Raw genomic sequence first — 26,860 nt, 5'->3', positions numbered from 1 at the left:
GGACAAACATGCGTTGGATCACCCGCCCCGGCTGGCCCGGTAACCTGCTGGCCCTGGCGGCCGGCGCATCCACCCTCCTGGCCCTGGCACCGTTCGATATCTGGCCGCTGGCCTTGCTATCGATCGCCCTGCTCTACCTGGGCCTGCGCGAGCTCAGCCCGCGCCAGGCCATGTGGCGTGGCTGGTGGTTCGGGTTTGGCCTGTACGGCGCGGGCACCTGGTGGATCTACGTCAGCATGACCACCTACGGCGGCGCCTCGCCGTTGCTGGCGATCGTGCTGTTGTTGGCATTTTTTGCCGCCCTGGCATGGTTCTTCGCCCTGCCCACCTGGTTGTGGGCGCGCTGGTTGCGGCGCAACGAAGCGCCGCTGGCCGACGCCTTGTGTTTCGCCGCCCTGTGGCTGCTGCAGGAAGCTTTCCGCGGCTGGTTCCTGACCGGTTTTCCCTGGCTCTACGCCGGTTACAGCCAGCTCGACGGGCCGTTGGCAGGCCTTGCCCCGCTGGGTGGCGTATGGCTGGTTTCCTTCGCCCTGGCCCTCACTGCCGCCCTGCTGTGCAACCTGCACCGCCTGCGCGCGCGCCCTTCGTTCCTGGCCATTGCCGCGGTGCTGTTGCTGGCGCCCTGGGCCCTGGGCCTGGCACTCAAAGGCCATGCCTGGACCAAGCCGGCTGGCGACCCGCTGAAAGTGGCGGCCATTCAGGGCAACGTCGAACAGGACCTGAAATGGGACCCGGCGCACATCGATGCACAACTGGCGCTGTACCGTGACCTGAGCTTCAGTTCCAAGCCAGTGGACCTGCTGGTGTGGCCCGAAACCGCGGTACCGGTGCTCAAGGACCAGGCCCAGGGCTACATCGATGTGATGGGCCGCTTTGCCGCCGAACGGCATTCGGCGCTGATCACCGGCGTACCGGTACGCGAAGAGGTGCACCACCAGCGCCGCTACTACAACGGTATCACGGTGGCCGGCGAAGGCGATGGCACCTACCTCAAGCAGAAACTGGTGCCGTTTGGCGAGTATGTGCCGCTGCAGGACATGCTGCGTGGCGCCATCGAGTTCTTCAACCTGCCCATGTCGGACTTTGCCCGCGGCCCGGAAGACCAGCCACTGCTGCAGGCCAAGGGTTACCAGATTGCCCCGTACATCTGCTACGAAGTGGTCTACCCGGAATTCGCTGCAGGGCTGGCAGCGCGTAGCGACCTGCTGCTGACCATCAGCAACGACACCTGGTTCGGCACCTCGATCGGCCCGCTGCAGCACCTGCAGATGGCGCAGATGCGTGCGTTGGAAGCCGGCCGCTGGATGATCCGCGCCACCAACAATGGTGTAACCGCGCTGATCGACCCGTTCGGCCGTATCACCACGCAGGTACCACAATTCCAGCAGGCGGTGATGTATGGCGAAGTGGTGCCGATGCAGCAGCTCACGCCCTACCTGCAATGGCGTTCGTGGCCGCTGGCGATTGTCTGCGTGCTGCTGCTGGGCTGGGCATTGCTGGCCGGGCGCATAGCCAAAACTGTCTAACCGGCATTACACGGTCCCTGTAGGAGCGGCCTTGCGTCGCGATGGGCTGCAAAGCAGCCCCGGCAATCTTGAGATAGAGCTGAGATCCGGGGCTGCTGCGCAGCCCATCGCGACACATGGCCGCTCCTACAAGGAACCGCGCAAACCTGAATTCAATAGAACACCCGGTACCCCACCAGCCCCACCACCTCATTAAGCAACTGCCCGCTCTGCCACATCGCCCGGCCTTCCGGCAGCAACCCGCCGAACGGCCGCGCATGCTCGCGCCCAAGGAACCCCACCGGCGCCGGCACCACCTCGAACCCCGCCTGTTCAAAGCTCCAGCGCGAGCGCTGCATGTGCCAGGCCTGGGTGACCACCACCACACGGCGAATCCCCAGCGGCTGCAGCACCTTGGCCGACAGCTGGGCGTTCTCCCAGGTCGTGCGGCTGGCCTCTTCGCGCCACCTCACCTCGACCGCGAAATCCTCACGCAGGCGATCGGCCATCAACCGCGCCTCACTCGGCGGCGTGCCATAGTGCAGCCCGCCACTGGTCAGCACCGGCAAACCGGAGGCCTTGGCCAGCCGCGCAGCAAACCGCATGCGCTCTAGCGCCGTGGCCGTGGGCTGGTCACTGCCGCCCCAGGCCGGGTCACCACGTTCACGGCCCGCGCCCAGCACCACGATGGCGTCTGCCCGCCCTGCCAGGCCCGCCCAGTCGCCCACGGCCAGTGGCGGCTCGGTCTCCAGCACGCGGGCCGTTTCCTGCACCACCAGCGGCAAGCTCATCAGCCACAAGCCACCCAGCCCCACCCCAAAACACAGCGCCGCCAGCCGTGGCCGGCGCGCACGCCACCACCATGCGGCAAGCAGCAACAGGAACAAGATGCCCGGCGGCATCAGCCATTGCTTGATGAAAAATCGTATGGGCATCGGCCACACCTCCTTGGCAGGCGTGCAGCCTAAAAGGATCGGCACCGGTCAACAAGGTAGGGCCGGTGCCGATCGAAAGCTGTATGAATGATGAATGACCGTGGCGCGATGGCCTGCGCCGGGCGCCCTGAACGACTAGCGCTGGCGCAGCGTTCTGGAACTGGCCGCGGTGGCAGCGCGCTTCTGGTCCTTGAGCCAGATAATCTTGGCTGATGCCGGCTCCGCTTGTGGGTAACTGCCGACAGCAGCATTACGGCGCCCCGGAAGGGCTTCCAGGTAGGCCTTGATCACTTCGAACTCTGCGTGGCTGAGGCCACGCAACTCCAGCTCGGCTGGCATCTCGTCGCGCAATCGCACAGAGGTCCTGGCGCTTTCGAGTGCCAGGCCAAGCCGGTCGATCAGGCGCTCGTAAAGCTCCGGTCTGATTGCGGGTAGCTGCGTCTCTCCCATCCGTTCACCTCATTGAAGATAAGAATATCTCCCCCCACACCAGAGCTTAGCGTCGTTGCAAAAAGCAGCCGGGCGCAGCGACCAGCGGCCATTCGCAACGAAGGTTTCCCACGATACGCAGCGCTGCTGTATGCTACGGCGTTCACTCTAAATGACACCGGAGTGCCGGACGCAGCGAGGTTCCGCTGCCTGGAACAAGGTCTCTTCCCTCTCAGCAAAAAGTAGCCATGCACGAACAATACACGCCCCGTGATATCGAAGCCGCCGCCCAGAACTTCTGGGACGAGCAACAATCGTTCGCTGTTACCGAACAGCCAGGCAAGGACACCTACTACTGCCTGTCGATGTTCCCGTACCCGAGCGGCAAGCTACACATGGGCCACGTGCGCAACTACACCATCGGTGACGTGATTGCCCGCTACCAGCGCATGCTGGGCAAGAACGTGCTGCAGCCGATGGGCTGGGACGCTTTCGGCATGCCCGCGGAAAACGCGGCGATGAAGAACAACGTCGCCCCGGCCAAGTGGACGTACGAAAACATCGAGTACATGAAGACCCAGCTCAAGAGCCTGGGCCTGGCCATCGACTGGGCACGTGAAGTGACCACCTGCAAGCCTGACTACTACCGTTGGGAGCAGTGGCTGTTCACCCGCCTGTTCGAGAAAGGCATCATCTACCGCAAGAACGGGACCGTGAACTGGGACCCGGCAGACCAGACCGTACTGGCCAACGAGCAGGTCATCGACGGCCGCGGCTGGCGTTCCGGCGCGCTGATCGAAAAGCGCGAAATCCCGATGTACTACTTCCGCATCACCGACTACGCCGACGAGCTGCTGGAAAGCCTCGACGAACTGCCGGGCTGGCCTGAGCAGGTCAAGACCATGCAGCGCAACTGGATCGGCAAGTCACGCGGCATGGAAGTCCAGTTCCCCTACGACCAGGCCAGCATCGGCCACGCCGGCACGCTCAAGGTCTTCACCACCCGTCCCGACACGCTGATGGGTGCCACCTACGTCGCCGTCGCCGCCGAGCACCCGCTGGCCACCCAGGCTGCCCAGGGCAACCCGGCGCTGCAGGCGTTCATCGAAGAATGCAAGGCCGGCAGCGTTGCCGAAGCCGACATGGCCACCCAGGAGAAGAAGGGCATGGCCACTTCCCTGCTGGTGGAGCACCCGCTGACGGGCGAGAAGCTGCCGGTCTGGGTCGCCAACTACGTGCTCATGCACTACGGCGATGGCGCGGTAATGGCGGTGCCGGCTCACGACGAGCGCGACTTCGAGTTCGCCCGCAAGTACAACCTGCCGGTCAAGGCCGTAGTACGCACCAGTGCGGGCGATGAAGTCGGCAACGAGTGGCAGGACGCCTATGGCGAGCACGGCCAACTGATCAACTCCGCCGAGTTCGACGGCCTGGATTTTGCCGGCGCCTTCGACGCCATCGAAGCAGCCCTGATCCGCAAGGACCTGGGCAAATCGCGCACCCAGTTCCGCCTGCGCGACTGGGGTATCAGCCGCCAGCGCTACTGGGGCTGCCCGATCCCGATCATCCACTGCCCGTCCTGCGGCGACGTGCCCGTGCCAGAAGACCAGTTGCCGGTGACCCTGCCGGAGAACGTGGTGCCCGATGGTGCCGGCTCGCCACTGGCGCGCATGCCAGAATTCTACGAGTGCAGCTGCCCGAAATGCGGCGCTGCGGCCAAGCGCGAAACCGACACCATGGACACCTTCGTCGAGTCGTCCTGGTACTTCGCCCGCTACGCCTCGCCGAACTACGAAGGTGGCATGGTCGACCCGAAAGCGGCCAACCACTGGCTGCCGGTCGACCAGTACATCGGCGGTATCGAACACGCCATCCTGCACCTGCTGTACGCGCGCTTCTTCCACAAGCTGATGCGTGACGAAGGCCTGGTCACCTCGAACGAGCCGTTCAAGAACCTGCTGACCCAGGGTATGGTCGTGGCCGAAACCTACTACCGCGTTGCCAGCAACGGCGGCAAGGACTGGTACAACCCGGCCGATGTCGAAATCGAACGCGATGCCAAGGCCAAGATCATTGGCGCACGCCTGAAGACCGACGGCCTGCCGGTGGAAATCGGCGGCACCGAGAAGATGTCCAAGTCGAAGAACAACGGCGTCGATCCCCAGTCGATGATCGACCAGTACGGCGCCGATACCTGCCGCCTGTTCATGATGTTCGCCTCGCCACCTGACGCGAGCCTGGAATGGTCCGACTCCGGCGTCGAAGGCGCCAGCCGCTTCCTGCGCCGCGTCTGGCGCCTGGCCCAGGCACACGTCGCCCAAGGCCTGCCGGGCAAGCTGGATGTCGCCGCCCTGGACGACGCACAGAAGGTCATTCGCCGCGCCATTCACGCCGCCATCAAGCAGGCCAGCACCGACGTCGGCCAGTTCCACAAATTCAACACCGCCATCGCCCAGGTGATGACCGTGATGAACGTGCTGGAAAAAGCCCCGCAAGCCACGGCGCAAGACCGTGCCTTGCTGCACGAAGGCCTGGAAGCCGTGACCCTGCTGCTGGCGCCGATCACCCCGCACATCTCCCACGAGCTGTGGAAGCAGTTGGGCCATGATCAGGCCGTGATCGACGCTGGCTGGCCAGCGGTCGACGAAGCCGCACTGGTGCAGGACACCGTCACCCTGGTGGTGCAGGTCAATGGCAAACTGCGTGGGCAGGTCGAAATGCCGGCCGCCGCCAGCCGCGAAGAAATCGAAGCCGCCGCGCGCAGCAACGAGAACGTCCTGCGCTTCATCGACGGCCTGGCCATTCGCAAGGTCATCGTGGTACCGGGCAAGCTGGTCAACATCGTCGCCAACTGATGGCAACGCCCGCCCGCAGCCACTGCGGGCGGGCGGAACAGGCCCACAAGGGAGCAACAACATGATCAAACGCAATTTGCTGGTAATTGGCCTGGCGGTCATGCTCAGCGCCTGCGGTTTCCAGCTGCGCGGTACTGGCACCAACGAGCTGAGCATCAAGGAAATGGACGTCAGTGCGCGTGACGCGTACGGGCCTACCGTGACCGAACTGCGCCAGGTGCTCAAGAACAGCGGCGTCAATGTGCACACCGGTGCGCCGTACCGCCTGGTATTGACCAACGAACAGCAGCGCGAGCGCTCGGCCAGCTACAACAGCGGTAACCGCACTGCCGAGTACGAGCTGACCACCCAGCTCAACTACAGCATCCAGGGCTTGAACAACCTTGAACTGCTGAGTGACAAGCTGGAAGTGCGCAAGGTGTATGTGCGCGATGCCTCGAACATCACCGGTTCCGAGCAGGAAGCTGCCCGTTCCCGCCTGGAAATGCGCCGTGACCTGGTCAACGCCATGGTCGTGCGCCTGCAGCAACTGACCCCGGCCCAGCTGGACGAGCTGCAGCAAAAAGCCGATCAGCGTGCCCAGGCTGAAGCGGCCGCCCTTGAGGCCGCACGCCGCCAGCAGGCGGAAACGCCGCAGCAGTCGCCCCTGGAAGTACCGGGCAACTAAGCCCGTGCGGGGTGCCTTCGGGTACCCCGCCTACTGCCCATGAAGCTCGCCCCCGCCCAACTCAACAAGCACCTGCAAGGCGCCTTGGCCCCGGTCTACGTGGTCAGCGGTGACGACCCGCTGCTGTGCCAGGAAGCCGCCGACGCCATCCGCCAAGCTGCGCGCCAGCAAGGTTTCGACGAGCGCCAGGTCTTCAGTGCCGACGCCAACTTCGACTGGGGCACCCTGCTCCAAGCCGGTGCCAGCCTGTCCCTGTTCGCCCAGCGGCGCCTGCTGGAACTTCGCCTGCCCTCGGGCAAGCCGGGTGACAAGGGCGCTGCAGCGCTGATGGAATACTGCGCCAACCCCGCCGAAGACACCCTGCTGCTGGTCAGCCTGCCCAAGCTCGACGGCAGCGCGCAGAAGACCAAGTGGGGCAAGGCCTTGATCGAAGGTGCCCACTGCCAGTTCATCCAGATCTGGCCGGTGGATGCGCACCAGCTGCCGCAATGGATCAACCAGCGCCTGCAGCAGGCCGGCCTGTCGGCGCAGCGTGACGCTGTCGACCTGATTGCCGCGCGCGTAGAAGGCAACCTGCTGGCTGCCGCGCAGGAAATCGAAAAGCTCAAGCTGTTGGCCGAAGGCAACCAGATCACCGTCGAAACCGTGCAGTCGGCTGTCGCTGACAGCGCCCGGTTCGACGTTTTCGGGCTGGTAGACGCCATTCTCAACGGTGAAGCTGCACATGCCCTGCGCATGCTCGAAGGCTTGCGCGGTGAGGGGGTCGAGCCCCCGGTGGTTCTCTGGGCGCTGGCGCGTGAGCTGCGCCAGCTCGCCGGGCTGGCCCAGCAATTCAGCCAGGGCGTGCCGCTGGACAAGGCGTTCAGCCAGGCGCGCCCACCGGTCTGGGATAAGCGCCGGCCGTTGGTCAGCAAGGCCCTGCAGCGCCTCTCGGCGCAGCGCTGGGCGCAACTGCTCCAGGATGCCCAGCGTATCGATGCGCAAATCAAGGGCCAGGCCGAGGGCTCGCCGTGGACGGGCCTGGCGCGGTTGTCATTGTTGATGGCGGGTCAGCGCCTGGCGCTACCCCCTCTATAACGGTCACAGGCCCTATCGCTGGCAAGCCAGCCACAGGGTACGCGTCAGGGCTGTCGGTGTCTGCCACAAGTTATGCAGCGCCTGTGAAACCGAGCGCCGCCCGCGCGGCGCAATCGCGAGCTGCGCTCGCTCCTACGTTTGTTTCGGGCCAGTAACGCCTGTGACAGGCGCGCGCGGCCGCCTTGTTTGTACGGCGCGATATTGAGGCATGCACCAAGGCGTTCGCGCGCGAATCCCACAGGAATAATTGGCCCGAAACAAACGTAGGAGCGAGCGCAGCTCGCGATTGCGCCGCGCGGGCGGCGCTCGCTCTAACAGGCGCTGCCATACCTTGTGGCAAACACCTGTCAGCCCTAAGGCGATCCCTGTGTGGCTTGCCAGCGATAGGGCCTGTGAACCATATACACAATCAATTGGCCCACATCGCCCCTGGGCCCTAAAGTGCGCCCCGAAACCCACCGACCACGGGCCCCCCGCCATGAGCAAAAAGCCGAAAAAGCACGGCCCCAACAAGGCCAAGTCGATCATTGCCCAACCGCTGTTCCGCTGCCGCCAGGAACAACCGGAAAAAGGCAAAGGCAGCTACCGCCGCGAAGCCTTCCAATCGAGAGATTGGGAGGCTTCCTACTTTTTGGCGGCATGAAAGCATCGCGGGCGCAGGCATGATATGGTCAGCACCTGACCTGCAATTCTGGATCTGTGCATGCTCTTCCGTCTTTCTCCCCGTTGGGAAACCCGCCAGCTGATCGCGGCCTCCAGCTTCATCCTGCTGGTTGCCTGCGCGGAAAAACCTACCGCCGCCGACGCGCTGCCGCTGGCCCCTGCGCAACCTGCGCCCGTGGTAACCGTGCCCGGTGCAACGCCAGACGCCAGCACTGAAATCCAGCCTTTGCAAACCTTCGCCCAGTGGCAAGCGGGTTTCCGCGAACAAGCCCTGCAAGCGGGTATTTCGCCCAGCATCTTCGACCGCGCCTTCCTCGGGGTTACCCCCGACATGGACGTGATCAAGGCCGACCGCAGCCAGCCTGAGTTCAGCCGCCCGGTGTGGGAATACCTCGAAGGCGCGCTGTCCCCTTTGCGCGTGCGCAATGGCAAGCGGTTGCTGGATCAGAACGCCGAACTGCTGACCCGCATCGAGCAACGCTATGGCGTTGACCGCCAGGTGCTGGTGGCGGTGTGGGGCATGGAGAGCAATTTCGGCCAGTTCCAGGGCAACAAGTCGGTAATCCGCTCGCTGGCGACCCTGGCCTATGAAGGCCGTCGCCCGCAGTTCGCCCAGGACCAGCTGATCGCCGCCCTGCAGATCATCCAGCATGGCGACATCCAGCCTGAGGCCATGCGTGGCTCGTGGGCTGGCGCCATGGGCCAGACCCAGTTCATCCCGACCACCTACAACACCCATGCCGTGGACTTTGACGGCGACGGCCGCCGCGACATCTGGAACAGCACCCCCGATGCCCTGGCCTCGACCGCGCACTACCTGCAAAGCTCGGGCTGGAAGCGTGGCCAACCGTGGGGCTTCGAGGTGCAGGTACCGCCAGGCTTCGATTTCTGGCAGGCCGATGGCGCGTTGCGCAGGCCGGTGAGCGAGTGGCTGGCAATGGGTGTGAAGCTGCCAACCGGCACCCAATTGCCAGCGGGCAGCAACCAGCTGTCTGCCGCGTTGCTGTTGCCAGCAGGCGCGCGTGGCCCGGCGTTCCTGGTACTGGATAACTTCCGCGCCATCCTCAAGTACAACAACTCATCGTCCTATGCACTGGCGGTGAGCCTGCTGGCCGACCGCTTCAGCGGCTGGGGCTTCATTGCCGGCAGCTGGCCGAAGGAAGACTTGCCGCTGAGCCGCAGCGAACGCGTGGAGTTGCAGAACCTGCTTAACGGCCGTGGGTATGATGCGGGCAATGCCGATGGCATTATCGGCGCCAACACCCGCAAGGCCATACGCAATGCCCAGCAAGGGCTGGGGTGGCCGGCGGATGGTTACCCGACCCATAAGCTGCTTGAGAGCCTGCGTAGCCAGTGAGATAGCTGGGGGTTGCGGTACGATGGTGTAACGCGATCCCTGTAGGAGCGGCCTTGTGTCGCGAAAGGGGCTGCAAAGCAGCCCCGGCTATCTCAAGCCTTGAACACATCCTGCTCCAACACCAAGCTCTGCTGAACACTGTCCAGCCGTACCCGAGCCCCCAGCGGCAAGCACACATTCGGGTCACAGTGCCCACTGCGCCACCCCGCCAGCACCGGCACACCCAAGGGCCCGAAAGTTTCCTCCAGCAGTGGCGCCAACGCCGCCGTGGTAATCCCGGCAAAATCCCCTACCAGCACGCCTTTCACGCCCGCCAGCTTGCCCGCCAGGCGCAACTGCGTCAGTAGCCGGTCTACCCGGTACAGCGGCTCATTGACGTCTTCGATAAACAGGATGCAGCCCTCTGTATCCAGCTCGGCCACGGTGCCAAGCGTCGCGCCCAGCATCGACAGGTTGCCACCCAGCAAACGCCCGCTGGCAACCCCCGGCATCACCGTGCTCATGGCATAGCCCGCTGGGTGGGCAATCTGCTCCCCTGCGCGCACATGCCCACCCAGCTGGGCCAGCAAAGACGACTCGGTCGGCGCCAGCTTGCCGCCGAGCAAGTCGGCATTGAGCATCCCCCCATGGAACGTGATCAGCCCGGCATGCCGATAAAGGGCCGTATGCAGCGCCGTGATATCGCTGTAGCCAATCAGCGGCTTGGGGTTGCGTCGTATCAGCTGGAAATCCAGCTGGTCGAGCAGGCGCATGCTGCCGTAACCGCCGCGCATGCACAGGATGGCGTCGATGCCCGGGTCGGCAAAGGCATCGTGCAGGTCCTGCAGCCGCTGCTGGTCCGGGCCTGCCAGGTAACCCTGAGCCTGCAGGGCACCTGGGTAAATGCGGCAACGGTAGCCACGATCAGCGAACCACTGGTTGACCTTGTGCGTATCCAGCCGCGCCGAGCCCGCCGGCGCGATGATAGCGAAGCAGGTGTCCTGCAAGATCGCCTTGGGCAAATGTACGGGAAGGGTATCGACACAATTCATCATGCAGCTCCAGGCATCTTGTCGCTTGTAGCTTATGGCTTGTCGCCGGCAAAAAAAATGCCGATGCTGCCCTTTCGGCAAGCATCGGCATTTGTGTTTCAGCCAGGCTCAGAGCTTGATCTTGGCTTCGTGCGCCTGCTGGTCGGCATGGTACGAAGAGCGCACCAGCGGGCCGGAAGCCACGTTCTTGAAGCCCAACTTGTAGCCTTCCTCGGCGAACCAGGCAAAGGTGTCGGGGTGCACGAAACGCTGCACCGGCAAGTGGCTGCGCGACGGTTGCAGGTACTGACCGAGGGTAAGCATGTCGATGTCATGCTCGCGCATGCGGTGCATCACTTCGATCACTTCTTCGTCGGTTTCACCCAGGCCCAGCATCAGGCCCGACTTGGTGGGTACATGCGGCACCAACTGCTTGAACTTCTGCAACAGGTCCAGCGACCAGTCGTAGTCAGAGCCCGGGCGCGCGGCCTTGTACAGGCGCGGCACGGTTTCGAGGTTGTGGTTGAACACATCCGGCGGCTCTTGCGCAGTGATTTCCAGTGCCACGTCCATACGCCCGCGGTAGTCCGGCACCAGGGTTTCCAGTTGCACGCCTGGCGACAGCGCGCGGATTTCGCGGATGCAGTCGGCAAAGTGCTGGGCACCACCGTCACGCAGGTCGTCGCGGTCTACCGAAGTGATCACCACGTACTTCAGGCGCAGGTCAGCGATGGCGACCGCCAGGTTTTTCGGCTCGTCCAGGTCCAGCGGCTTCGGCCGGCCGTGGCCTACGTCGCAGAACGGGCAACGACGGGTGCAGATGTCACCCATGATCATGAAGGTGGCGGTGCCGCCCGAGAAGCACTCACCCAGGTTCGGGCAGGAAGCTTCCTCGCACACGCTGTGCAGCTTGTGCTTGCGCAGCAGTTGCTTGATGCGGTCGACCTCCGGCGAGACTGGGATACGCACGCGAATCCAGTCGGGCTTTTTCGGCAACTCGTCGGTCGGGATGATTTTCACCGGGATGCGCGCCACCTTCTCAGCGCCACGCAGCTTGACCCCGGCTTCCACCTTCTTCGGCGCTGGGCGCGGGGTGGCATCCTGGGTAGGTATCAGGTTGGGCACGGCTTCTTGCACAGTTGTCATATTCAGTCGATTCCGCCCGTGAGGGTCGTCTGCTCAGCGTAGTCGAGGTGCTTGACCAGCTGTCCGCGCAGCCTTGTCCTGACCTCGTCGAGTTCGATCGGGCCTGCCAGGTCACGTAGCTGGGTCATCGCCAGCCCCGCATAACCGCAGGGGTTGATTCGGCGGAATGGCGCAAGGTCCATGTCCACGTTCAGGGCAAGGCCGTGAAACGAACGGCCGTTGCGAATTCGCAGGCCGAGGGAGGCGATTTTCGCTCCATCGACATAGACGCCCGGCGCATCGGGCTTGGCTGAAGCCTGCACGCCATAGCTGGCCAGCAGGTCGATGAGGGTCTGCTCGATACGGCTGACCAGCTCACGTACACCAAAACCCAGCCGGCGTACATCCAGCAGCAGGTAGGCCACCAACTGCCCGGGGCCATGGTAGGTCACCTGGCCGCCGCGGTCGGTCTGCACCACCGGGATGTCACCCGGCACCAGCAGGTGCTCGGCCTTGCCGGCCTGGCCCTGGGTAAAGACCGCAGGGTGCTCGACCAGCCAGATTTCATCCTGGCTGGCCGGGCTGCGCTGCTCGGTGAAGCGCCGCATGGCCTCCAGCACCGGTTGGTAGGGCTGCAGGCCAAGCTCGCGAAAACCGAGGCAGGCGGGCATCAGAGCACCATTTTCACGATACCGGTAGCGCGCAGGGCGCTGTTGATATCGTGCAGCTGGTTCTCGCTTTCGGCAACGATGTGCAGTTGCACGGTGGTGTACTTGCCTTCCTTGCTCTGGCGTTCGGCCAGGGTGGAAAGGTCGACTTTGGCGTGCTTGCTGAGAATCTCAATAACCGTGTCCTTGAAGCCGACAACGGTGTCACCGATGACTTTGATCGGGTAATCGGCGCAAGGGAATTCGATCTTGTGCGACTTGACGTCTGGTTCGCTCATGGCGGAAACGGCCTCGTAAGCCGTGGCAACAACACCCCCGCGTGATGCGCGGGGGTGTGCAGGTCACGTATCAGTTGAACAACCCGTAGAAGAATAGACGGATGCTATCCCACATACGGCGGAAGAAACCACCTTCCTCGACGCCATCGAGGGCGATCAGGTCGGCGCTGTGAACCACTTTCTCGTCCAGTTTGACTTCCACTTTGCCGATCACGTCACCTTTGGCGATTGGCGCGGTGAGCTGCGGGTTCATGGTCATCGTGGCGACCAGGCGCTTGAGCTGGCCTTTAGGCATGGTCATGGTCAGGTCGTCGGCCAGGCCGGCCTTGACTTGGCCAGTGGCGCCCTTCCACACCGGCGCCTGGGTCAGCTCGGTGCCCTTCTGGTAGAAGGTCTGGGTTTCGAAGAAGCGGAAGCCGTAGGTCAGCAGCTTCTGGGTTTCGGCAGCACGCGCTTGTTCGCTGTTGGTGCCGAACACCACCGCGATCAGGCGCTGGCCATCGCGTACCGCCGAAGCCACCATGCAGTAGCCTGCTTCTTCGGTGTGGCCGGTTTTCAGGCCGTCGACGGTCTTGTCACGCCACAGCAGCAGGTTGCGGTTAGGCTGCTTGATGTTGTTCCAGAAGAACTCTTTCTGCGAATAGATGGCGTAGTGCGCCGGGTCGACGTTGATGATCGCCCGGGCCAGTACCGCCATGTCATGGGCCGATGAGTAGTGGTCCGGGTTCGGCAGGCCAGTCGGGTTCATGAAGTGGCTGTTGGTCATGCCCAGGTCGGCCGCGGTCTTGTTCATCATGTCGGCGAAGGCATCTTCGCTGCCGGCGATGTGCTCGGACAGGGCGACCGAGGCATCGTTGCCGGACTGGATGATGATGCCGTGCAGCAGGTCGCTGACGGTGACCTGGCTGCCAACCTTGATGAACATGCGCGAACCGCCGGTACGCCAGGCGTTTTCACTGACGGTAACCGGGTCGTTCTCGCCGATCTGGCCACGGCGGATGTCCAGGGTGGCGATGTAGGCGGTCATCAGCTTGGTCAGGCTGGCTGGCGGCAGGCGCTCGTCACCGTTGTTTTCGACCAGCACGTTGCCGCTGGACGCGTCCATGAGTACGTAGGACTTGGCTGCCAGTTGTGGTGGTGCCGGTGTCATCTGCTCGGCCGCGAAGGCAGCAGGCGTGATCAGCAGCAGTACAGGCAGGCAAAGTCGTTTGGCAAGGTTGGTGATGTTCATCCGTCTCTCGAAAATCGCTAATGGTCTGATGTTCCCTGGGCAACATCATGCGCCCAGCGCCAGTCAGTCTAGTTTTATGGCCAGAGGCCTGGCCCGCTACAGTGCGGCTTTATGCCGCTGCGGGCAAAAGCCGACATTGTACATGGCCGAGCCCGGCAGTTCATGACAAAACCGACAGCAAGAGTTTCAAGCGGCAAGCCGAAAGACAAAGCGGGTGGGCGCAGGGTCTTCTTGCAGCTTGCAGCTTGCAGCCGGTTGCTTGTAGCTGAGCTCAGTCTGTGACCAGCTTGGCCTGCCCCAAGTTCGCCAGGCGGATGCTGTCCTGGGCTTGCTGGATCTCGCCCTGGCTGCCGATCGGCCCCAGCCGCACGCGGTGCAGGGTCTGCTGGTTACGCACGATCGAGCTGATGAACACCGGCGCGCTGACCATGGTGCTGAGCTTGGAGCGCAGCAGTTCGGCGGCATCCGGGTTGGCGAAGGCACCCACCTGCAGGAAGCTGCCGCCTTTGCCACCCGGTACGTTGTTGCCCCCTACCTGTACCGGCACCACCGGCGCCGCGTGCTGCTGCGGCGGCGGCGTCCATTGCTCGACCCGCCCGGTCGTGGCCGGCACCGCCTGGGTCTGGGCCACCTGGGGCTCCTTCAGCACCATCGGTGGCGTCTGGCCACGCTGGGCCCACCATTGCTGCGGGTCGATGCCCTCGACGCGCACGTGTGCGGTGCCGATTTCGGCATAACCGAGCTTCTTCGCTGCGGCATAGGACAGGTCGATGATGCGGTCGGAATAGAACGGCCCACGGTCATTGACCCGCAGAATCACGCTACGGCCGTTGGCCAGGTTGGTCACGCGCACATAGGCCGGCAGCGGCAAGGTCTTGTGCGCGGCACTCATGCCGTACAGGTCGTACAGCTCACCATTGGCGGTGTTCTGCCCGTGAAACTTGGTGCCGTACCAGGACGCGGTACCCTCGGCGCGGTAGTTGCGCGAGTCCTGCATGGGGTAGTAGGTCTTGCCCAGCACCGTGTAGGGGTTGGCCTTGTAGTTACCGGTGTGCACGGTTGGCGTGGCGTCGGGGATCTTGTTCACATCCACGTCCCACCACGGCGCGCCATCCTTGTGTGCCCGGTTGATATCCAGGCCCGGCTGGCTGCGTACCACGTTGCCGCTGCTTTTTTGCGGGGCCGGGCGGTTGGAAGAGCAACTGGCCAGCACCAGGCCAACGGCGAGGCAGGTGAGCAGCTTGAAAGAGTGTGCAGAGATGATTGCGCGCATTACTTGACGCCCCGTACTTGAACCAGCTGTTCCGCGAGCTGATGCACCGCCATGGCATACATCACGCTGCGGTTGTAGCGAGTGATCGCGTAGAAGTTCTTCAGCCCCATCCAGTACTCGGGGCCATTGTCGCCTTCGAGCCGGAAGGCCGTAACCGGCAGATCATCGCGCAGCGAATCATGAACCGACCAGCCAAGCGCGCGCAACTCCCCCGCGGTCTTGACCGGCTCGATACCGGTGGTCAGGCCTTCGTCGGCGCGCGCACCTTCTACCCAGGCGCGGCTGACCACGCCTTCGCCGGCTACCCAGCCGTGGCGCTTGAAGTAGTTGGCCACGCTGCCAATGGCATCGTCCGGGTTGTTCCAGATGTTGATGTGGCCGTCACCGTCGAAGTCCACCGCGTAGTTGCGAAAACTGCTCGGCATGAACTGTGGAAGGCCCATGGCACCGGCGTAGGAGCCTTTGAGGGTCAACGGGTCCAGCTGCTCGTCGCGCGCCAGCAGCAGGAACTCGCGCAGCTCCTTGCGGAAGAACTCGGCGCGCGGCGGGTAGTCGAAGCCCAGCGTCGACAGGGCATCGATCACCCGGTAGTTGCCGGTGTTGCGGCCGAAGAAGGTTTCGACCCCAATGATCGCGACGATGTATTGCGCGGGTACCCCGTATTCCTGCTCGGCGCGCGCCAGCACCGCCTCGTGCTGGCGCCAGAAATCCACCCCACGGGCAATGCGCGCATCGGTGATGAACATCGGCCGGTAGTCCTTCCACGGCTTTACCCGCTCGGCAGGGCGCGAGATGGCATCCAGAATCGACTGCTTGCGCTGCACCTCACGGAACACCCCCATCAGCTGCTCCGGGGCAAAACCGTAGTCTCGGCTCATTTCGCCCACCAGCTCGGCCACCTGTGGCGAACCCTCATAGTCGCCGGCATGGGCCAGCTGTACAGCGCCGAACAGGCCCACCGCGCCGACCCACGGCGCACAACGGGCAGCCCAGTTACGCACTGCTTGCATCAAATTGTTCACCTTTTTCAAACCTGTGCGATCCATTTTCGGTGCGTATGGATCGACATGAGAACGCCAAACGCTGACAGCAGCGTTACCAAGGATGTTCCGCCATAGCTGATAAAGGGCAGCGGCACGCCCACTACGGGCAGCAGACCGCTGACCATGCCGATATTGACGAATACGTAGACAAAGAAGGTCATGGTCAGGCTACCCGCCAGCAGCTTGCCGAACAGGGTCTGGGCCTGGGCGGTAATCATCAGGCCACGGCCGATCAGCAGCAGGTAGACGATCAGCAGCAGGCAGATACCGACCAGGCCGAACTCCTCGCCGAGCACGGCGATGATGAAGTCGGTATGGCTTTCCGGAAGGAAGTCCAGGTGCGACTGGGTGCCGAGCAGCCAGCCTTTGCCGAACACCCCGCCCGAACCGATTGCCGCCTTGGACTGGATGATGTTCCAGCCGGTGCCCAGCGGGTCGCTTTCCGGGTCGAGGAAGGTCAGTACCCGCTGCTTCTGGTAGTCGTGCATGACAAAGAACCACATCGCCACCGCCACCGGCACCGCCGCTGCCAGTACGCTGAGGATCCAGCGCCAGCGCAGGCCACCCATGAACAGCACGAAGGCGCCCGATGCCAGGATCAGCAGTGCGGTGCCCAGGTCGGGCTGGCGCACGATCAGAATGAATGGCACGCCGATCAGCACCAGGCTGATGGCCACGTGCTTCAGGTGCGGCGGCAAGGTGCGCTTGGACAGGTACCAGGCAATGGTCGCCGGCATGATGATCTTCATGAATTCCGAGGGCTGGAAGCGGATCACCCCCGGGATGTTGATCCAGCGCGTGGCGCCCATGGCGTTATGGCCCATCACGTCCACCACCACCAGCAGCAGCACCCCGGTGAGGTAGGCCAGCGGCACCCAGCGGGCCATGAAGCGCGGCTCCAGCTGGGCGATGACGAACATCGACACCAGACCGATGCCGAACGAGGTCGCCTGCTTGAGCAGCAGGTCCCAGTTCTTGCCGCTGGCCGAATACAGCACGAACAGGCTGCCGGCGGCGAGGGTCAGTAGAATGATCAGCAAAGGGCCGTCGACATGAATGCGCTGCAGGAAGCTGGCGCGCCGACGCATCACATCCTCACTGGAGAGCATGCGATCGAAATTGTTCATCACAGGGCTGATTCCTGGGTAGCGGTAGCAGGCGCGAACTCGGGCTTGAGACGGCCATTTTCGTCGAGCAGCCAGGCGTCCATGATCTGGCGGACCACCGGTGCCGCAACACCCGAACCGGACTCGCCGTTCTCGACCATCACCGACACCACGATCTGCGGGGCTTCGGCCGGAGCGAAGGCAACGAACAGGGCGTGGTCACGGTGGCGCTCCTGGAGTTTGTTACGGTCGTACTTTTCACCCTGCTTGATCGCCACCACCTGGGCGGTACCGCTCTTGCCGGCGATGCGGTATTGGGCACCGAGGGCGGCCTTGCGTGCGGTACCGCGGGCGTTGTGCATCACCTGCTCCATGCCATGGGTGACCTTGGCCCAGTCCGACTTGTCCCGCAGCACGATGTTCGCCATGGGGTTTTCGTCCACCGGCGGCTGGCCTTCGATGGTCTTGGCCAGGTGCGGGCGGTTCCATACGCCTTTGTTGGCGATCAGCGCAGTGGCCTGGGCCAGTTGCAACGGCGTCGCCTGCATGTAGCCCTGGCCAATGCCAAGAATCAGGGTTTCACCCGGGAACCAGGCCTGGCGGCGGGTGGCGCGCTTCCATTCCCGCGATGGCATCAGCCCGGCAGATTCCTCGAACATGTCCAGGGATACCCGCTGGCCGATGCCAAACTTGTTCATGTAACTGGACAGCCGGTCGATGCCCATCTTGTGGGCAAGGTCGTAGAAGTAGGTGTCGTTTGAGCGCATGATCGCGGTGTCCAGGTCGACCCAGCCATCACCCGAGCGGTTCCAGTTACGGTATTTGTGGTCGTAGTTGGGCAGTTGGTAGTAGCCAGGGTCGAATACCCGGCTACTGGCGTTGACCACACCGCTGTCCAGGCCGGCAATCGCCACCGCCGGCTTGATGGTGGAGCCCGGCGGGTACAAGCCGCGCAACACGCGGTTGAACAGCGGCCGGTCGATCGAATCACGCAACTCGGCATACGCCTTGAAGCTGATGCCGGTGACGAACAGGTTGGGATCGAAGCTTGGCTGGCTGACCATGGCCAGAACCTCGCCAGTGCGCGGGTCCAGCGCCACCACGGCGCCCCGGCGGCCACCCAGGGCGGCCTCGGCGGCTTCCTGCAGCTTGATGTCCAGGCTCAGCACGATGTCCTTGCCCGGCTTGGGGTCGGTGCGCTTGAGCACCCGCAGCACGCGGCCGCGGGCGTTGGTCTCGACTTCCTCGTAACCGACCTGGCCGTGCAGTGCATCCTCATAGAAGCGCTCGATGCCGGTCTTGCCGATATGGTGGGTACCGCTGTAGTTCACCGGGTCGAGGGTTTTCAGCTCTTTCTCGTTGATCCGCCCCACGTAACCCACCGAATGGGCGAAGTGCGCCCCCTGTGGGTAATGCCGCACCAGCTGCGCGACCACCTCCACACCCGGCAGGCGGAACTGGTTGACCGCCACCCGGGCAATCTGTTCTTCGTTGAGCTCGAACAGGATCGGCACCGGCTCGAACGGCCGGCGGCCCTGGCGCATGCGCTTCTCGAACAGGGCGCGGTCGTCTTCGGTCAATTCCAGCACTTCGACGATGGTGTCCAGTACTTCCTGCCAGTTACCCGCGCGTTCGCGGGTCATCGACAGGCTGAAACTGGGCCGGTTGTCGGCCACGATCACGCCGTTACGGTCGAAGATCAACCCGCGGGTCGGCGGGATCGGCTGCACATGCACCCGGTTGTTCTCCGACAGCGTGGAGTGGTAGTCGTACTGGATGATCTGCAGGTAGTACAGCCGCGCGATCAGCACGCACACCAGCAGCACCACCGCGATTGCGCCGACCACGACGCGGTTACGCACCAGGCGGGCGTCTTTCTCGTGGTCCTTGAGACGGATCGGCTGCGACATCGGACGGCTTACAGGCTCATTTGTGGTAAGGGTGCCCGGACAACACGGTCCAGGCGCGGTAGATCTGCTCGCCGATGAGTATCCTTACCAACGGGTGTGGCAGGGTCAGCGGCGACAGCGACCAGCGTTGCTCGGCGCGCGCGCAAACCTCAGGCGCCAGGCCCTCCGGGCCGCCCACCATCAAATTGACCGTGCGCGCGTCCAGCCGCCAGCGATCCAGCTCGCCCGCCAGTTGCTCGGTACTCCAGGGCTTGCCATGGACCTCCAGGGTAACGATGCGTTCCCCGGGCTGCACCTTGCTCAGCATGGCCTCGCCCTCCTGACGGATCAGGCGGGCGACGTCGGCATTCTTGCCACGGGTGTTCAGCGGAATTTCCACCAGCTCCAGCGACAGCTCGGTGGGCAGGCGCTTGGCATATTCATGCCAGCCTTCCTCGACCCACTTCGGCATGCGCGAGCCGACCGCAATCAGGCGCAAACGCACGGCGCTGCCCTTATTCGCGGTCTTTGAGCTTGTCGGAATACTCGTGGGCATGGTCCGGGCTGTGGTGCTTGCCATCGGCAGCACGGCTTTGCTCGGCGCCTTGCCACAGGCGCTCCAGGTCGTAGAACTGGCGCGCAGCGGCGGTCATCATGTGCACGATGACGTCGTTCAGGTCCAGCAGCACCCAATCGCTGTCGCCCTTGCCTTCTTCGCCCAGAGGCTGTGCGCCCTTGGCCTTGACGGCTTCACGGACCTTTTCGGCCATGGCGTTGATCTGGCGGTTGGAGGTACCGGTGGCAATGATCATGTAATCGGTCAGGCTGTGTTTCTCGCGCACGTCGATGACCTGGATGTCCTGGGCCTTCACGTCTTCCAGCGCGGCCTTGGTCACTGCGACCAGTTCTTCGCCGTATATTTTCTGCTTGGTCATATAAAACTCGTTCAACTCGTTGGATGAGGCGCCAGGGGCGCCGTCAGTTGGGCGCACGATACAGTTCGTGCGCCTCGATATAGGCCAGTACGGCGTCCGGCACCAGGAACCTCACCGATTTGCCGCTGGCCAGCAGCTGTCGGATCTGTGTAGCCGACACCGCAAGCGGTGTCTGCCAGACGAACGAAATATTTCCCGCCGGGCCGGACATGGCGGTGGGATCGCTCTCCGAGCGCGCAGCCAGCAGGTTGCGCAGCTCGTCAGGGGGTTCTACGTCGGCATCCGGGCGTTGCAGCACCAGAATGTGACAGTGTTGCAGCAATTCTTCCCAGCGGTGCCAGTTGGGCAAGCCACAGAAGGCATCCCAGCCCAGCACCAGGAACAACTGGTCGCTACCGGCCAGTTCGGCACGGACCGACTCCAGTGTGTCGATGGTGTACGACGGCTTGTCACGCTCGAGCTCACGGGCGTCGACGCTCAGGCAGGCCACCCCCTGTACCGCTTCGCGCACCATGGCCAGGCGGTCTTGCGCGGCCACCTGCGGGGTATCGCGGTGCGGCGGCCGGGCATTGGGCAGCAGGCGCAGTTCGTCCAGCCCCATGAACTCGGCCACTTCCAGCGCGCTGCGCAGGTGGCCGATGTGCACCGGATCGAAGGTTCCGCCGAGAATGCCGATGCGCCGGACTGCCTGGGCCTTGCTCAACTCAGCAGGACCCCTGACCGCGCAACTGGCCATCACCGATGACGACGTATTTTTCGCAGGTCAGCCCCTCCAGGCCGACGGGGCCGCGGGCATGCAGCTTGTCGGTGGAAATGCCGATTTCCGCGCCGAGCCCGTACTCGAAACCATCGGCGAAACAGGTTGGGGTGTTGAGCATGACCGATGCCGAATCGACCTCCGCCATGAACTGGCGGGCTTCGCCCTGGTGTTCGGTGATGATCGAGTCGGTGTGGTGCGAGCCATAGTGATTGATGTGTTCGATAGCCTGGTCCAGGCCGTCGACCACGCGGATCGCCAGGATCGCGTCCAGGTACTCGGTGTGCCAGTCGTCTTCGGTAGCCGGTTTGGCGTCGATGAGTGCCTGGGTGCGCTCGCAACCCCGCAGTTCCACGCCTTTGTCCCGGAAGCGGCGGGCCATTTCCGGCAGGAAGCGCTCGGCCACCTGCTGGTCGACCAGCAGCGTTTCCATGGCCCCGCAAATGCCGTAGCGGTATGTCTTGGCGTTGAATGCCACATTCCAGGCCTTGTCCAGGTCGGCATGCTGGCTGACATAGATGTGGCAGATACCGTCCAGGTGCTTGATCACCGGCACGCGGGCATCGCGGCTGATGCGCTCGATGAGGCCACGGCCACCCCGTGGGACGATGACATCGACGAACGCAGGCATGCTGATCAGCGCGCCCACGGCCTCGCGGTCGGTGGTTTCGACCACCTGGACCACCGCGGCCGGCAAGTCGGCGGCAGCCAGGCCACGCTGGATGCAGGTGGCGATGGCGCGGTTGGAATGAATGGCTTCGGAGCCCCCACGCAGGATGGTGGCGTTACCCGACTTCAGGCACAGGCTGGCGGCATCGATGGTCACGTTGGGGCGCGACTCGTAGATGATCCCGATCACCCCCAGTGGCGTACGCATCTTGCCGACCTGGATGCCCGATGGGCGGTAGCTCATGTCCCGGATGGCGCCCACCGGGTCCGGCAGGCTGGCCACCTGGCGCAGGCCGGTGATCATGCCGTCGATACGCGCCGGGGTCAGCGCCAGGCGATCCAGCAGCGCAGGCTCCAGGCCATTGGCACGGCCGGCGGCCAGGTCCAGTTCGTTGGCAGCGGTGAGCTCGGCGCGGGCAGCATCCAGCGCATCGGCGGCGGCCAACAGGGCGCGGTTCTTCTGCGCAGTGCTGGCACGGCCGATGACCCGGGACGCCTCGCGGGCAGCGCGACCCAGGCGGGTCATATAGTCAAGAACGGACTCGGTCATGGGTTCGGTGTCTTGGCGAAGGGGAAATCGGCTGATTATAACTGCCGCGCAGGTATACGCCCAGCGGTGGGTGGCGGATGGTCGAAAATGGCCTGGGCAATATGCAGGAAAGATGTAACCGCTCTTATCGAAATCACTCTCCTGCTGTGGCCCATTAGCGGGCGCGCCCGCTCCCACAGGGATTTCACAAGGCCTTGGGCCATGCAGTACCTGTGGGAGCGGGCATGCCCGCGAAAGGGCCGGCCCCGCCAACACCACACTCGATTCAGCCTCGATTAAGCCATTCATTGCTATTATCCGGCGTCCCCAGATCGCGAACAGCCCGCATGCCAGCCCTGCCCGACAGCTTTTTCGACCGCGACGCCCAAACCCTGGCCAAAGCCCTGCTTGGCAAGGTCATCCGCCATCGCCAGGGCGACCTGTGGCTGGCGGCGCGCATCATCGAAACCGAGGCCTACTACCTCACCGACAAAGGCAGCCATGCCTCACTCGGCTACACCGAGAAGCGCAAGGCGCTGTTCCTCGATGGCGGGCATATCTACATGTACTACGCGCGCGGCGGCGACTCGCTGAACTTCAGCGCCCACGGCCCTGGCAACGCAGTGCTCATCAAGTCCGCCTATCCTTGGCAGGACGCCCGCTCGGGCCCCAACAGCCTGGCCCAGATGCAACTGAACAACCCCGATGCCAGTGGCAAGCTGCGCCCGCCGGAGCGCCTGTGCGCCGGGCAAACGCTGCTGTGCCGCGCCCTGGGCTTGAAAGTGCCACAGTGGGACGCCCGGCGCTTCGACGCCGAGCGCCTGTATGTGGAGGATTGTGGCAGCCCCGTGCCGAAGGTGATCCAGGCCACCCGCCTGGGTATCCCGCACGGGCGCGACGAGCACCTGCCGTACCGCTTCGTCGATGCCGAGTACGCGCGTTTCTGCACGCGGAACCCCTTGCGCCGCGGCCAAGTCGAAGGTCGCGATTTCTTCATTCTCGAACAAGGAAGCTGACCATGGGCCAATGGCTCGACAGCCTGACCGGCTGGCTCAGCGCCAACCCCCAGTGGCTTGGCGTGGCGATTTTCCTGGTGGCCTGCGTCGAATGCCTGGCCATCGCCGGCATCATCGTGCCGGGTACGGTGCTGCTGTTCGCCGTGGCGGTACTGGCCGGTAGCGGCACCTTCAGCCTGGGCGAGACCTTGCTGCTGGGTTTTCTCGGCGGGCTGCTGGGCGACGCCCTGTCATACACGGTGGGCAAGTACTTTCACCAGAACATCCGCCGGCTGCCATTGCTGCGCCATCACCCGGAATGGATCGGCAGCGCCGAAACCTACTTCCAGCGCTACGGCATCGCCAGTCTGCTGGTCGGCCGCTTCATCGGCCCGCTGCGCCCCATGCTGCCGATGGTCGCCGGCATGTTCGACATGCCGCTGCCACGCTTCATCGCCGTCAGCCTGGTGGCCGGCGCGGGTTGGTCAGTGGCCTACCTGCTGCCTGGCTGGGCCACGGGGGCTGCCATGCGCCTGCCCTTGCCAGAGGGCTTCTGGCTGGACGCCGGCATCCTCGCCGGCGGCCTGGCCGTGCTGATCGGCCTGAGCCTGAACAGCAGCATTCGCGATCAACGCCACGGCACCCGGCTGGTTGCCGGCTTGAATCTGCTCGCCCTGGCCGGCATTTTTCTGGGCTGGCCGTACCTGCATGAATTCGACCAAGGCGTGATGACCCTGGTGCAGGAGCACCGCAGCCAGGCCATCGATGGCACCGTGGTCCTGGTCACCCGCCTGGGCGACTTCAGAACCCAGCTGTTCCTGGGCGCCTTGCTGACCGGCCTGTTGCTGCTGGCCCGGCAATGGCGTCACGCTGTGTTCGCCGGTGGCGCGCTGATGGGCACGGCAATCGCCAATGGCACCCTCAAATGGCTGTTTGCCCGTGCCCGGCCCGAGGTACTGAGCGACCCGCTGACCAGCTACAGCATGCCCAGCGGGCACAGCTCGGCATCGTTTGCCTTCTTCCTGGTGATGGCGGTGCTGGCCGGGCGCGGTCAGCCGCCGCGGATGCGCCTGACCTGGGTGATGCTGGGCTGCATTCCGGCGCTGGCGATTGCCCTGTCGCGGGTCTACCTGGGTGCTCACTGGCCCACAGATATCCTCGCCGGGGCCCTGCTGGCCTGCTGCGTGTGCGCCTTGAGCCTGACCCTGGTGCAGTACCGCCAGCCGCTGCCGGCCTTGCCGCAGCGGGTATGGTGGCTGGTGTTGCCGGCTTGCGTGGCGCTGCTGGCCTTTTTTGCCATGCACGCACTGCCGCAGGCGTTGGCCAGGTATCACTATTGATGTTGCCGGCCTGTCGATGGGGCAAGCCGCTACTACACAGGCTCCGCTACCAACAGGCCGGCGCAGGCAACTCTCACCTCAGGCAAACAGCTCGCCCTGAATCCGCTCCAGCAATTTCTGGATCTCGCCCAGCCGCTGCTGCGGCGAGTCGAGGCTCAGCAGGTCCAGCTTGTCTTCTTCCATGAACGGCAGCAGGTAAGCCAGCTGGTTGGCCAGCGCCTGGCGCCCGTCCAGCGGGCGCGGCATGTCCAGCGCCTCGACCATCGGGTGCTCACCCAAGGCCACCAGCAGCGCCACCAGGTCATCGTCCGCTTCCAGCAACGGGCTGTCGGCCTGCTCGGCCAGCCACTGCACCTGCCCTACCAGCAACTGGTCCTTTTGCACCTCGGTGCTGTCCAGGTTGAAGCGCCGCACGCCTTCGACGCGAATGCCCAGCAAGCCGTTGTCCTGCTGTACGAAATCGCGGATCAGCGCCTCGCAGCCGATCGAGGCGACCGTCGGCGGCGCCTTGCCCACCTGCTCGCCCTCCAGGATGCACACCACGCCAAACCCTTCGCCCTGCTTCATGCAGCGCCCGATCATGTCGAGGTAGCGCGCCTCAAAAATCTGCAAGTCGAGAAAGCAGCCAGGAAACAGCACGGTATTGAGCGGAAACAGCGGTAGCGTCATCACCAGTCCTCAGGCCACCAGGCTCACCGCCAACGGCAGGAACACCGCCGTGGCTACGCCCATCAGGCTCATTGCAAGCGCGGCAAAGGCGCCGCATTCGTCACTTTCCTGCAGGGCCACCGAAGTGCCCACCGCGTGCGCCGTCACCCCCAGCGACATGCCGCGGGCTTCCGGGCTGTGCACGCCAACACGGCTGAGCAGCGCCGGGCCGAAGATGGCGCCGATTACCCCGGTAATCAGCACGAACACCGCTGCCAGGGCAGCGACCCCGCCAATCTGTTCGGCCACCAGCATGGCAATCGGCGAGGTGACCGACTTGGGCGCCATGGTCATCAGGATCATGTGCTCGGCACCGAACCACCAGCCCAGCAGCAGGCAACACAGGGTGGCAAACAGCCCCCCGACTACCAGCGTAGTAAAGATGGGCCAGAACAACTGCCGGATGCGCCGCAGGTTGAGGTACAAAGGCACCGCCAGGGCCACGGTGGCCGGGCCCAGCAGGGTATTCATGATTTGCGTGCTGTTGCGGTATTCGCTGTAGTCGATGCCGCACGCCAGCAGCACGCCGATCACCAGCAGCATCGACACCAACACCGGCTGCAGGAAGATCCAGCGCGTCTTGTCGTAGGCGGCGAGCACCAGTTGGTAGGCCGCCAGGGTGAGACCGATGCCAAACAAAGGGTGGTGCACGACCGCATCCAGGGTGCCTTGCCAGTCAAGCATCATGGCTGCTCCTCGCGCTTGCTCTGGCGCTGGATCAGCCTCTGCATCAGCACCCCGACGAAAACCAGGGTCAGCAGGCAGGAAATCAGCAGGGCGCCGACAATCGCCCAGAAGTCGGCAGCGATATCCCGGGCATAGACCATCACCCCCACCGCCGGCGGCACCAGCAACAGCGGCAGGTAGCGCAGCAGGCTGCTGGCCGCTTCATTCAGCGGCATGCCAACCTCGCCGCGGGCCATGAGGAAGCCCAGCAGCAGCAACAGGCCAATGATCGGGCCCGGCAAAACCGGCAGCAACAGATGGTTGATCGCCGTTCCCAACAGCTGGAACAGCACCAGCCAGGTCAGACCACGCAACAGCATAAGCATCTCCCTTGGGCATGGCGCCATTATAAGCACGCCGTGCTATAGATCGATATTCGCCGAAAAGCGGACAACTTGACTGCAATGGCCGAGCGTGCTGATCTTGCACTTTCGTACCAACTGACAACCTGGAGAGTCCGCGATGCCCTATGTACCGGTTACAGAGCTTTCGCAATACGTTGGTAAGGAACTGGGCCGCTCGGCCTGGCTGAAGATCGACCAGCAGCGCATCAACCTGTTCGCCGAAGCCACCGGCGATTTCCAGTTCATCCATGTCGACCCGGAAAAGGCCGCGCAAACCCCGTTTGGCAGCACGATTGCCCATGGCTTTCTGACCCTTTCACTGATCCCCAAGCTGATCGAAGACATCCTGGTGCTGCCGCAAGGCATGAAGATGGTAGTGAACTACGGGCTGGACAGCGTGCGTTTCATCCAGCCGGTCAAGGTGAACAGCCAGGTGCGGCTGAAAGTGGACCTGGCCGAGGTGACCGAAAAAAGACCGGGGCAGTGGCTGCTCAAGGCGATTGCCACGCTGGAAATCGAGGGTGAAGAGAAGCCTGCTTATATTGCTGAGTCGCTTTCGCTCTGCTTTGTCTGATGCACCACGCCCCTGTGGGAGATTCTATGGTTCCTGGCAAGGGTAGCCGGAGCATCTTCAGCGCCTGTGAGATCGAGCGCCGCCCGCGCGACGCAATCGCGAGCTGCGCTCGCTCCTACGTTTGTTTCGGGCCAGTAACGCCTGTGACAGGCGCGCGCGGCCGCCTTGTTTG

The 26,860-nt window shown here is 63.9% G+C and carries 27 protein-coding genes; 9 read left to right on the top strand and 18 right to left on the bottom strand.

Annotated features, from left to right (window positions below; translation table 11 throughout):
• The first annotated feature begins 8 nt into the window (after positions 1-8).
• A complete protein-coding gene (gene lnt, locus QME24_RS15400; protein ID WP_009685395.1) occupies positions 9-1,526 on the top strand; it encodes an apolipoprotein N-acyltransferase in 1,518 nt (505 codons plus the stop codon).
• Between the two features lie 152 nt (positions 1,527-1,678).
• On the opposite strand, the gene QME24_RS15395 is transcribed toward lnt, so the two are convergent.
• A complete protein-coding gene (locus QME24_RS15395; RefSeq protein WP_280091907.1) occupies positions 1,679-2,440 on the bottom strand; it encodes a YdcF family protein in 762 nt (253 codons plus the stop codon).
• A 135-nt stretch (positions 2,441-2,575) separates the two neighbouring features.
• Positions 2,576-2,890 (bottom strand): hypothetical protein, encoded by a 315-nt coding sequence (locus QME24_RS15390; RefSeq protein ID WP_009685393.1) that lies wholly within the window; start codon positions 2,888-2,890, stop codon positions 2,576-2,578.
• Between the two features lie 227 nt (positions 2,891-3,117).
• Here QME24_RS15390 and leuS point away from each other — a divergent pair, with 227 nt between their 5' ends.
• The 5 genes from leuS to QME24_RS15365 all read left to right on the top strand — a co-directional run bounded on the left by leuS (position 3,118) and on the right by QME24_RS15365 (position 9,488).
• Positions 3,118-5,724, top strand: a complete 2,607-nt coding sequence (gene leuS, locus QME24_RS15385) for a leucine--tRNA ligase (protein WP_280091906.1) — start codon at positions 3,118-3,120, stop codon at positions 5,722-5,724.
• Positions 5,725-5,785: 61 nt separating this feature from the next.
• Positions 5,786-6,391 (top strand): LPS assembly lipoprotein LptE, encoded by a 606-nt coding sequence (gene lptE, locus QME24_RS15380; RefSeq protein ID WP_009685391.1) that lies wholly within the window; start codon positions 5,786-5,788, stop codon positions 6,389-6,391.
• A gap of 39 nt (positions 6,392-6,430) precedes the next feature.
• A complete protein-coding gene (gene holA / locus QME24_RS15375; RefSeq protein ID WP_054905912.1) occupies positions 6,431-7,468 on the top strand; it encodes a DNA polymerase III subunit delta in 1,038 nt (345 codons plus the stop codon).
• Positions 7,469-7,946: 478 nt separating this feature from the next.
• The gene (gene arfA, locus QME24_RS15370) at positions 7,947-8,111 is read left to right on the top strand and encodes an alternative ribosome rescue factor ArfA (RefSeq protein ID WP_009685838.1); all 165 of its coding nucleotides are present in this window, start codon (positions 7,947-7,949) and stop codon (positions 8,109-8,111) included.
• 60 nt (positions 8,112-8,171) lie between these two features.
• Positions 8,172-9,488 carry a lytic murein transglycosylase gene (locus tag QME24_RS15365; RefSeq protein WP_009685837.1) on the top strand — a complete coding sequence of 439 codons (1,317 nt, stop codon included), beginning with the start codon at positions 8,172-8,174 and terminating at the stop codon, positions 9,486-9,488.
• 92 nt (positions 9,489-9,580) lie between these two features.
• Here the strand turns inward: QME24_RS15365 and QME24_RS15360 are convergent, their stop codons facing one another.
• From QME24_RS15360 to QME24_RS15300, 13 genes are all read right to left on the bottom strand, one after another.
• A complete protein-coding gene (locus QME24_RS15360) occupies positions 9,581-10,519 on the bottom strand; it encodes an LD-carboxypeptidase (RefSeq protein ID WP_232892750.1) in 939 nt (312 codons plus the stop codon).
• A gap of 108 nt (positions 10,520-10,627) precedes the next feature.
• Entirely contained in the window at positions 10,628-11,644 is a 1,017-nt protein-coding gene (gene lipA, locus QME24_RS15355; RefSeq protein WP_280091798.1) for a lipoyl synthase, read from the bottom strand.
• Between the two features lie 2 nt (positions 11,645-11,646).
• Positions 11,647-12,294, bottom strand: a complete 648-nt coding sequence (lipB, locus tag QME24_RS15350) for a lipoyl(octanoyl) transferase LipB (protein ID WP_009685833.1) — start codon at positions 12,292-12,294, stop codon at positions 11,647-11,649.
• Positions 12,294-12,569, bottom strand: coding sequence for a DUF493 domain-containing protein (locus QME24_RS15345; RefSeq protein ID WP_009685832.1), 276 nt, complete (start codon positions 12,567-12,569; stop codon positions 12,294-12,296). The genes lipB and QME24_RS15345 overlap by 1 nt, the downstream gene beginning before the upstream one ends.
• A 70-nt stretch (positions 12,570-12,639) precedes the next feature.
• A complete protein-coding gene (locus QME24_RS15340) occupies positions 12,640-13,800 on the bottom strand; it encodes a D-alanyl-D-alanine carboxypeptidase family protein (RefSeq protein WP_009685831.1) in 1,161 nt (386 codons plus the stop codon).
• A gap of 271 nt (positions 13,801-14,071) precedes the next feature.
• A complete protein-coding gene (locus tag QME24_RS15335) occupies positions 14,072-15,073 on the bottom strand; it encodes a septal ring lytic transglycosylase RlpA family protein (RefSeq protein ID WP_009685830.1) in 1,002 nt (333 codons plus the stop codon).
• Positions 15,073-16,083, bottom strand: a complete 1,011-nt coding sequence (gene mltB / locus QME24_RS15330; RefSeq protein ID WP_009685829.1) for a lytic murein transglycosylase B — start codon at positions 16,081-16,083, stop codon at positions 15,073-15,075. Before mltB ends, QME24_RS15335 begins: the two co-directional genes overlap by 1 nt.
• A gap of 17 nt (positions 16,084-16,100) precedes the next feature.
• A complete protein-coding gene (rodA, locus tag QME24_RS15325; RefSeq protein WP_009685828.1) occupies positions 16,101-17,204 on the bottom strand; it encodes a rod shape-determining protein RodA in 1,104 nt (367 codons plus the stop codon).
• Between the two features lie 38 nt (positions 17,205-17,242).
• Positions 17,243-19,132 carry a penicillin-binding protein 2 gene (gene mrdA / locus QME24_RS15320; protein ID WP_009685827.1) on the bottom strand — a complete coding sequence of 630 codons (1,890 nt, stop codon included), beginning with the start codon at positions 19,130-19,132 and terminating at the stop codon, positions 17,243-17,245.
• A 16-nt stretch (positions 19,133-19,148) separates the two neighbouring features.
• Positions 19,149-19,616 (bottom strand): 23S rRNA (pseudouridine(1915)-N(3))-methyltransferase RlmH, encoded by a 468-nt coding sequence (gene rlmH, locus QME24_RS15315; protein WP_054906038.1) that lies wholly within the window; start codon positions 19,614-19,616, stop codon positions 19,149-19,151.
• A gap of 10 nt (positions 19,617-19,626) precedes the next feature.
• Positions 19,627-20,046 carry a ribosome silencing factor gene (gene rsfS / locus QME24_RS15310; RefSeq protein WP_009685825.1) on the bottom strand — a complete coding sequence of 140 codons (420 nt, stop codon included), beginning with the start codon at positions 20,044-20,046 and terminating at the stop codon, positions 19,627-19,629.
• A gap of 43 nt (positions 20,047-20,089) precedes the next feature.
• Positions 20,090-20,782: a nicotinate-nucleotide adenylyltransferase gene (gene nadD / locus QME24_RS15305; RefSeq protein WP_280091799.1), complete on the bottom strand. Its 693-nt coding sequence runs from the start codon at positions 20,780-20,782 to the stop codon at positions 20,090-20,092.
• Positions 20,751-22,022: a glutamate-5-semialdehyde dehydrogenase gene (locus QME24_RS15300; RefSeq protein WP_192441089.1), complete on the bottom strand. Its 1,272-nt coding sequence runs from the start codon at positions 22,020-22,022 to the stop codon at positions 20,751-20,753. The genes nadD and QME24_RS15300 overlap by 32 nt, the downstream gene beginning before the upstream one ends.
• Before the next feature lie 326 nt (positions 22,023-22,348).
• On the opposite strand from QME24_RS15300, the gene QME24_RS15295 reads away from it, so the two are divergent.
• Positions 22,349-23,017: a DNA-3-methyladenine glycosylase gene (locus QME24_RS15295; RefSeq protein ID WP_029885808.1), complete on the top strand. Its 669-nt coding sequence runs from the start codon at positions 22,349-22,351 to the stop codon at positions 23,015-23,017.
• A gap of 2 nt (positions 23,018-23,019) precedes the next feature.
• Complete coding sequence (locus QME24_RS15290; RefSeq protein WP_280091800.1) at positions 23,020-24,336, top strand: bifunctional DedA family/phosphatase PAP2 family protein; 1,317 nt, start codon at positions 23,020-23,022, stop codon at positions 24,334-24,336.
• Between the two features lie 78 nt (positions 24,337-24,414).
• Here the strand turns inward: QME24_RS15290 and QME24_RS15285 are convergent, their stop codons facing one another.
• From QME24_RS15285 to QME24_RS15275, 3 genes are read right to left on the bottom strand one after another with little or no spacing between them, the layout of a single operon-like run.
• Positions 24,415-25,005, bottom strand: a complete 591-nt coding sequence (locus QME24_RS15285) for an LON peptidase substrate-binding domain-containing protein (RefSeq protein ID WP_009685818.1) — start codon at positions 25,003-25,005, stop codon at positions 24,415-24,417.
• Between the two features lie 9 nt (positions 25,006-25,014).
• Positions 25,015-25,731, bottom strand: a complete 717-nt coding sequence (locus tag QME24_RS15280) for an LrgB family protein (protein WP_280091801.1) — start codon at positions 25,729-25,731, stop codon at positions 25,015-25,017.
• Positions 25,728-26,090, bottom strand: a complete 363-nt coding sequence (locus QME24_RS15275) for a CidA/LrgA family protein (RefSeq protein WP_280091802.1) — start codon at positions 26,088-26,090, stop codon at positions 25,728-25,730. The genes QME24_RS15280 and QME24_RS15275 overlap by 4 nt, the downstream gene beginning before the upstream one ends.
• Before the next feature lie 142 nt (positions 26,091-26,232).
• Here QME24_RS15275 and QME24_RS15270 point away from each other — a divergent pair, with 142 nt between their 5' ends.
• Entirely contained in the window at positions 26,233-26,688 is a 456-nt protein-coding gene (locus QME24_RS15270) for a MaoC family dehydratase (protein ID WP_009685814.1), read from the top strand.
• Positions 26,689-26,860: the final 172 nt, after the last annotated feature.

Source organism: Pseudomonas sp. PARCl1 (genome assembly GCF_947311875.1).
GTDB lineage: Bacteria > Pseudomonadota > Gammaproteobacteria > Pseudomonadales > Pseudomonadaceae > Aquipseudomonas > Aquipseudomonas juntendi.
Note: the sequence above shows the minus strand (reverse complement) of the source record. Positions and strands in the feature narration are given on the sequence as shown.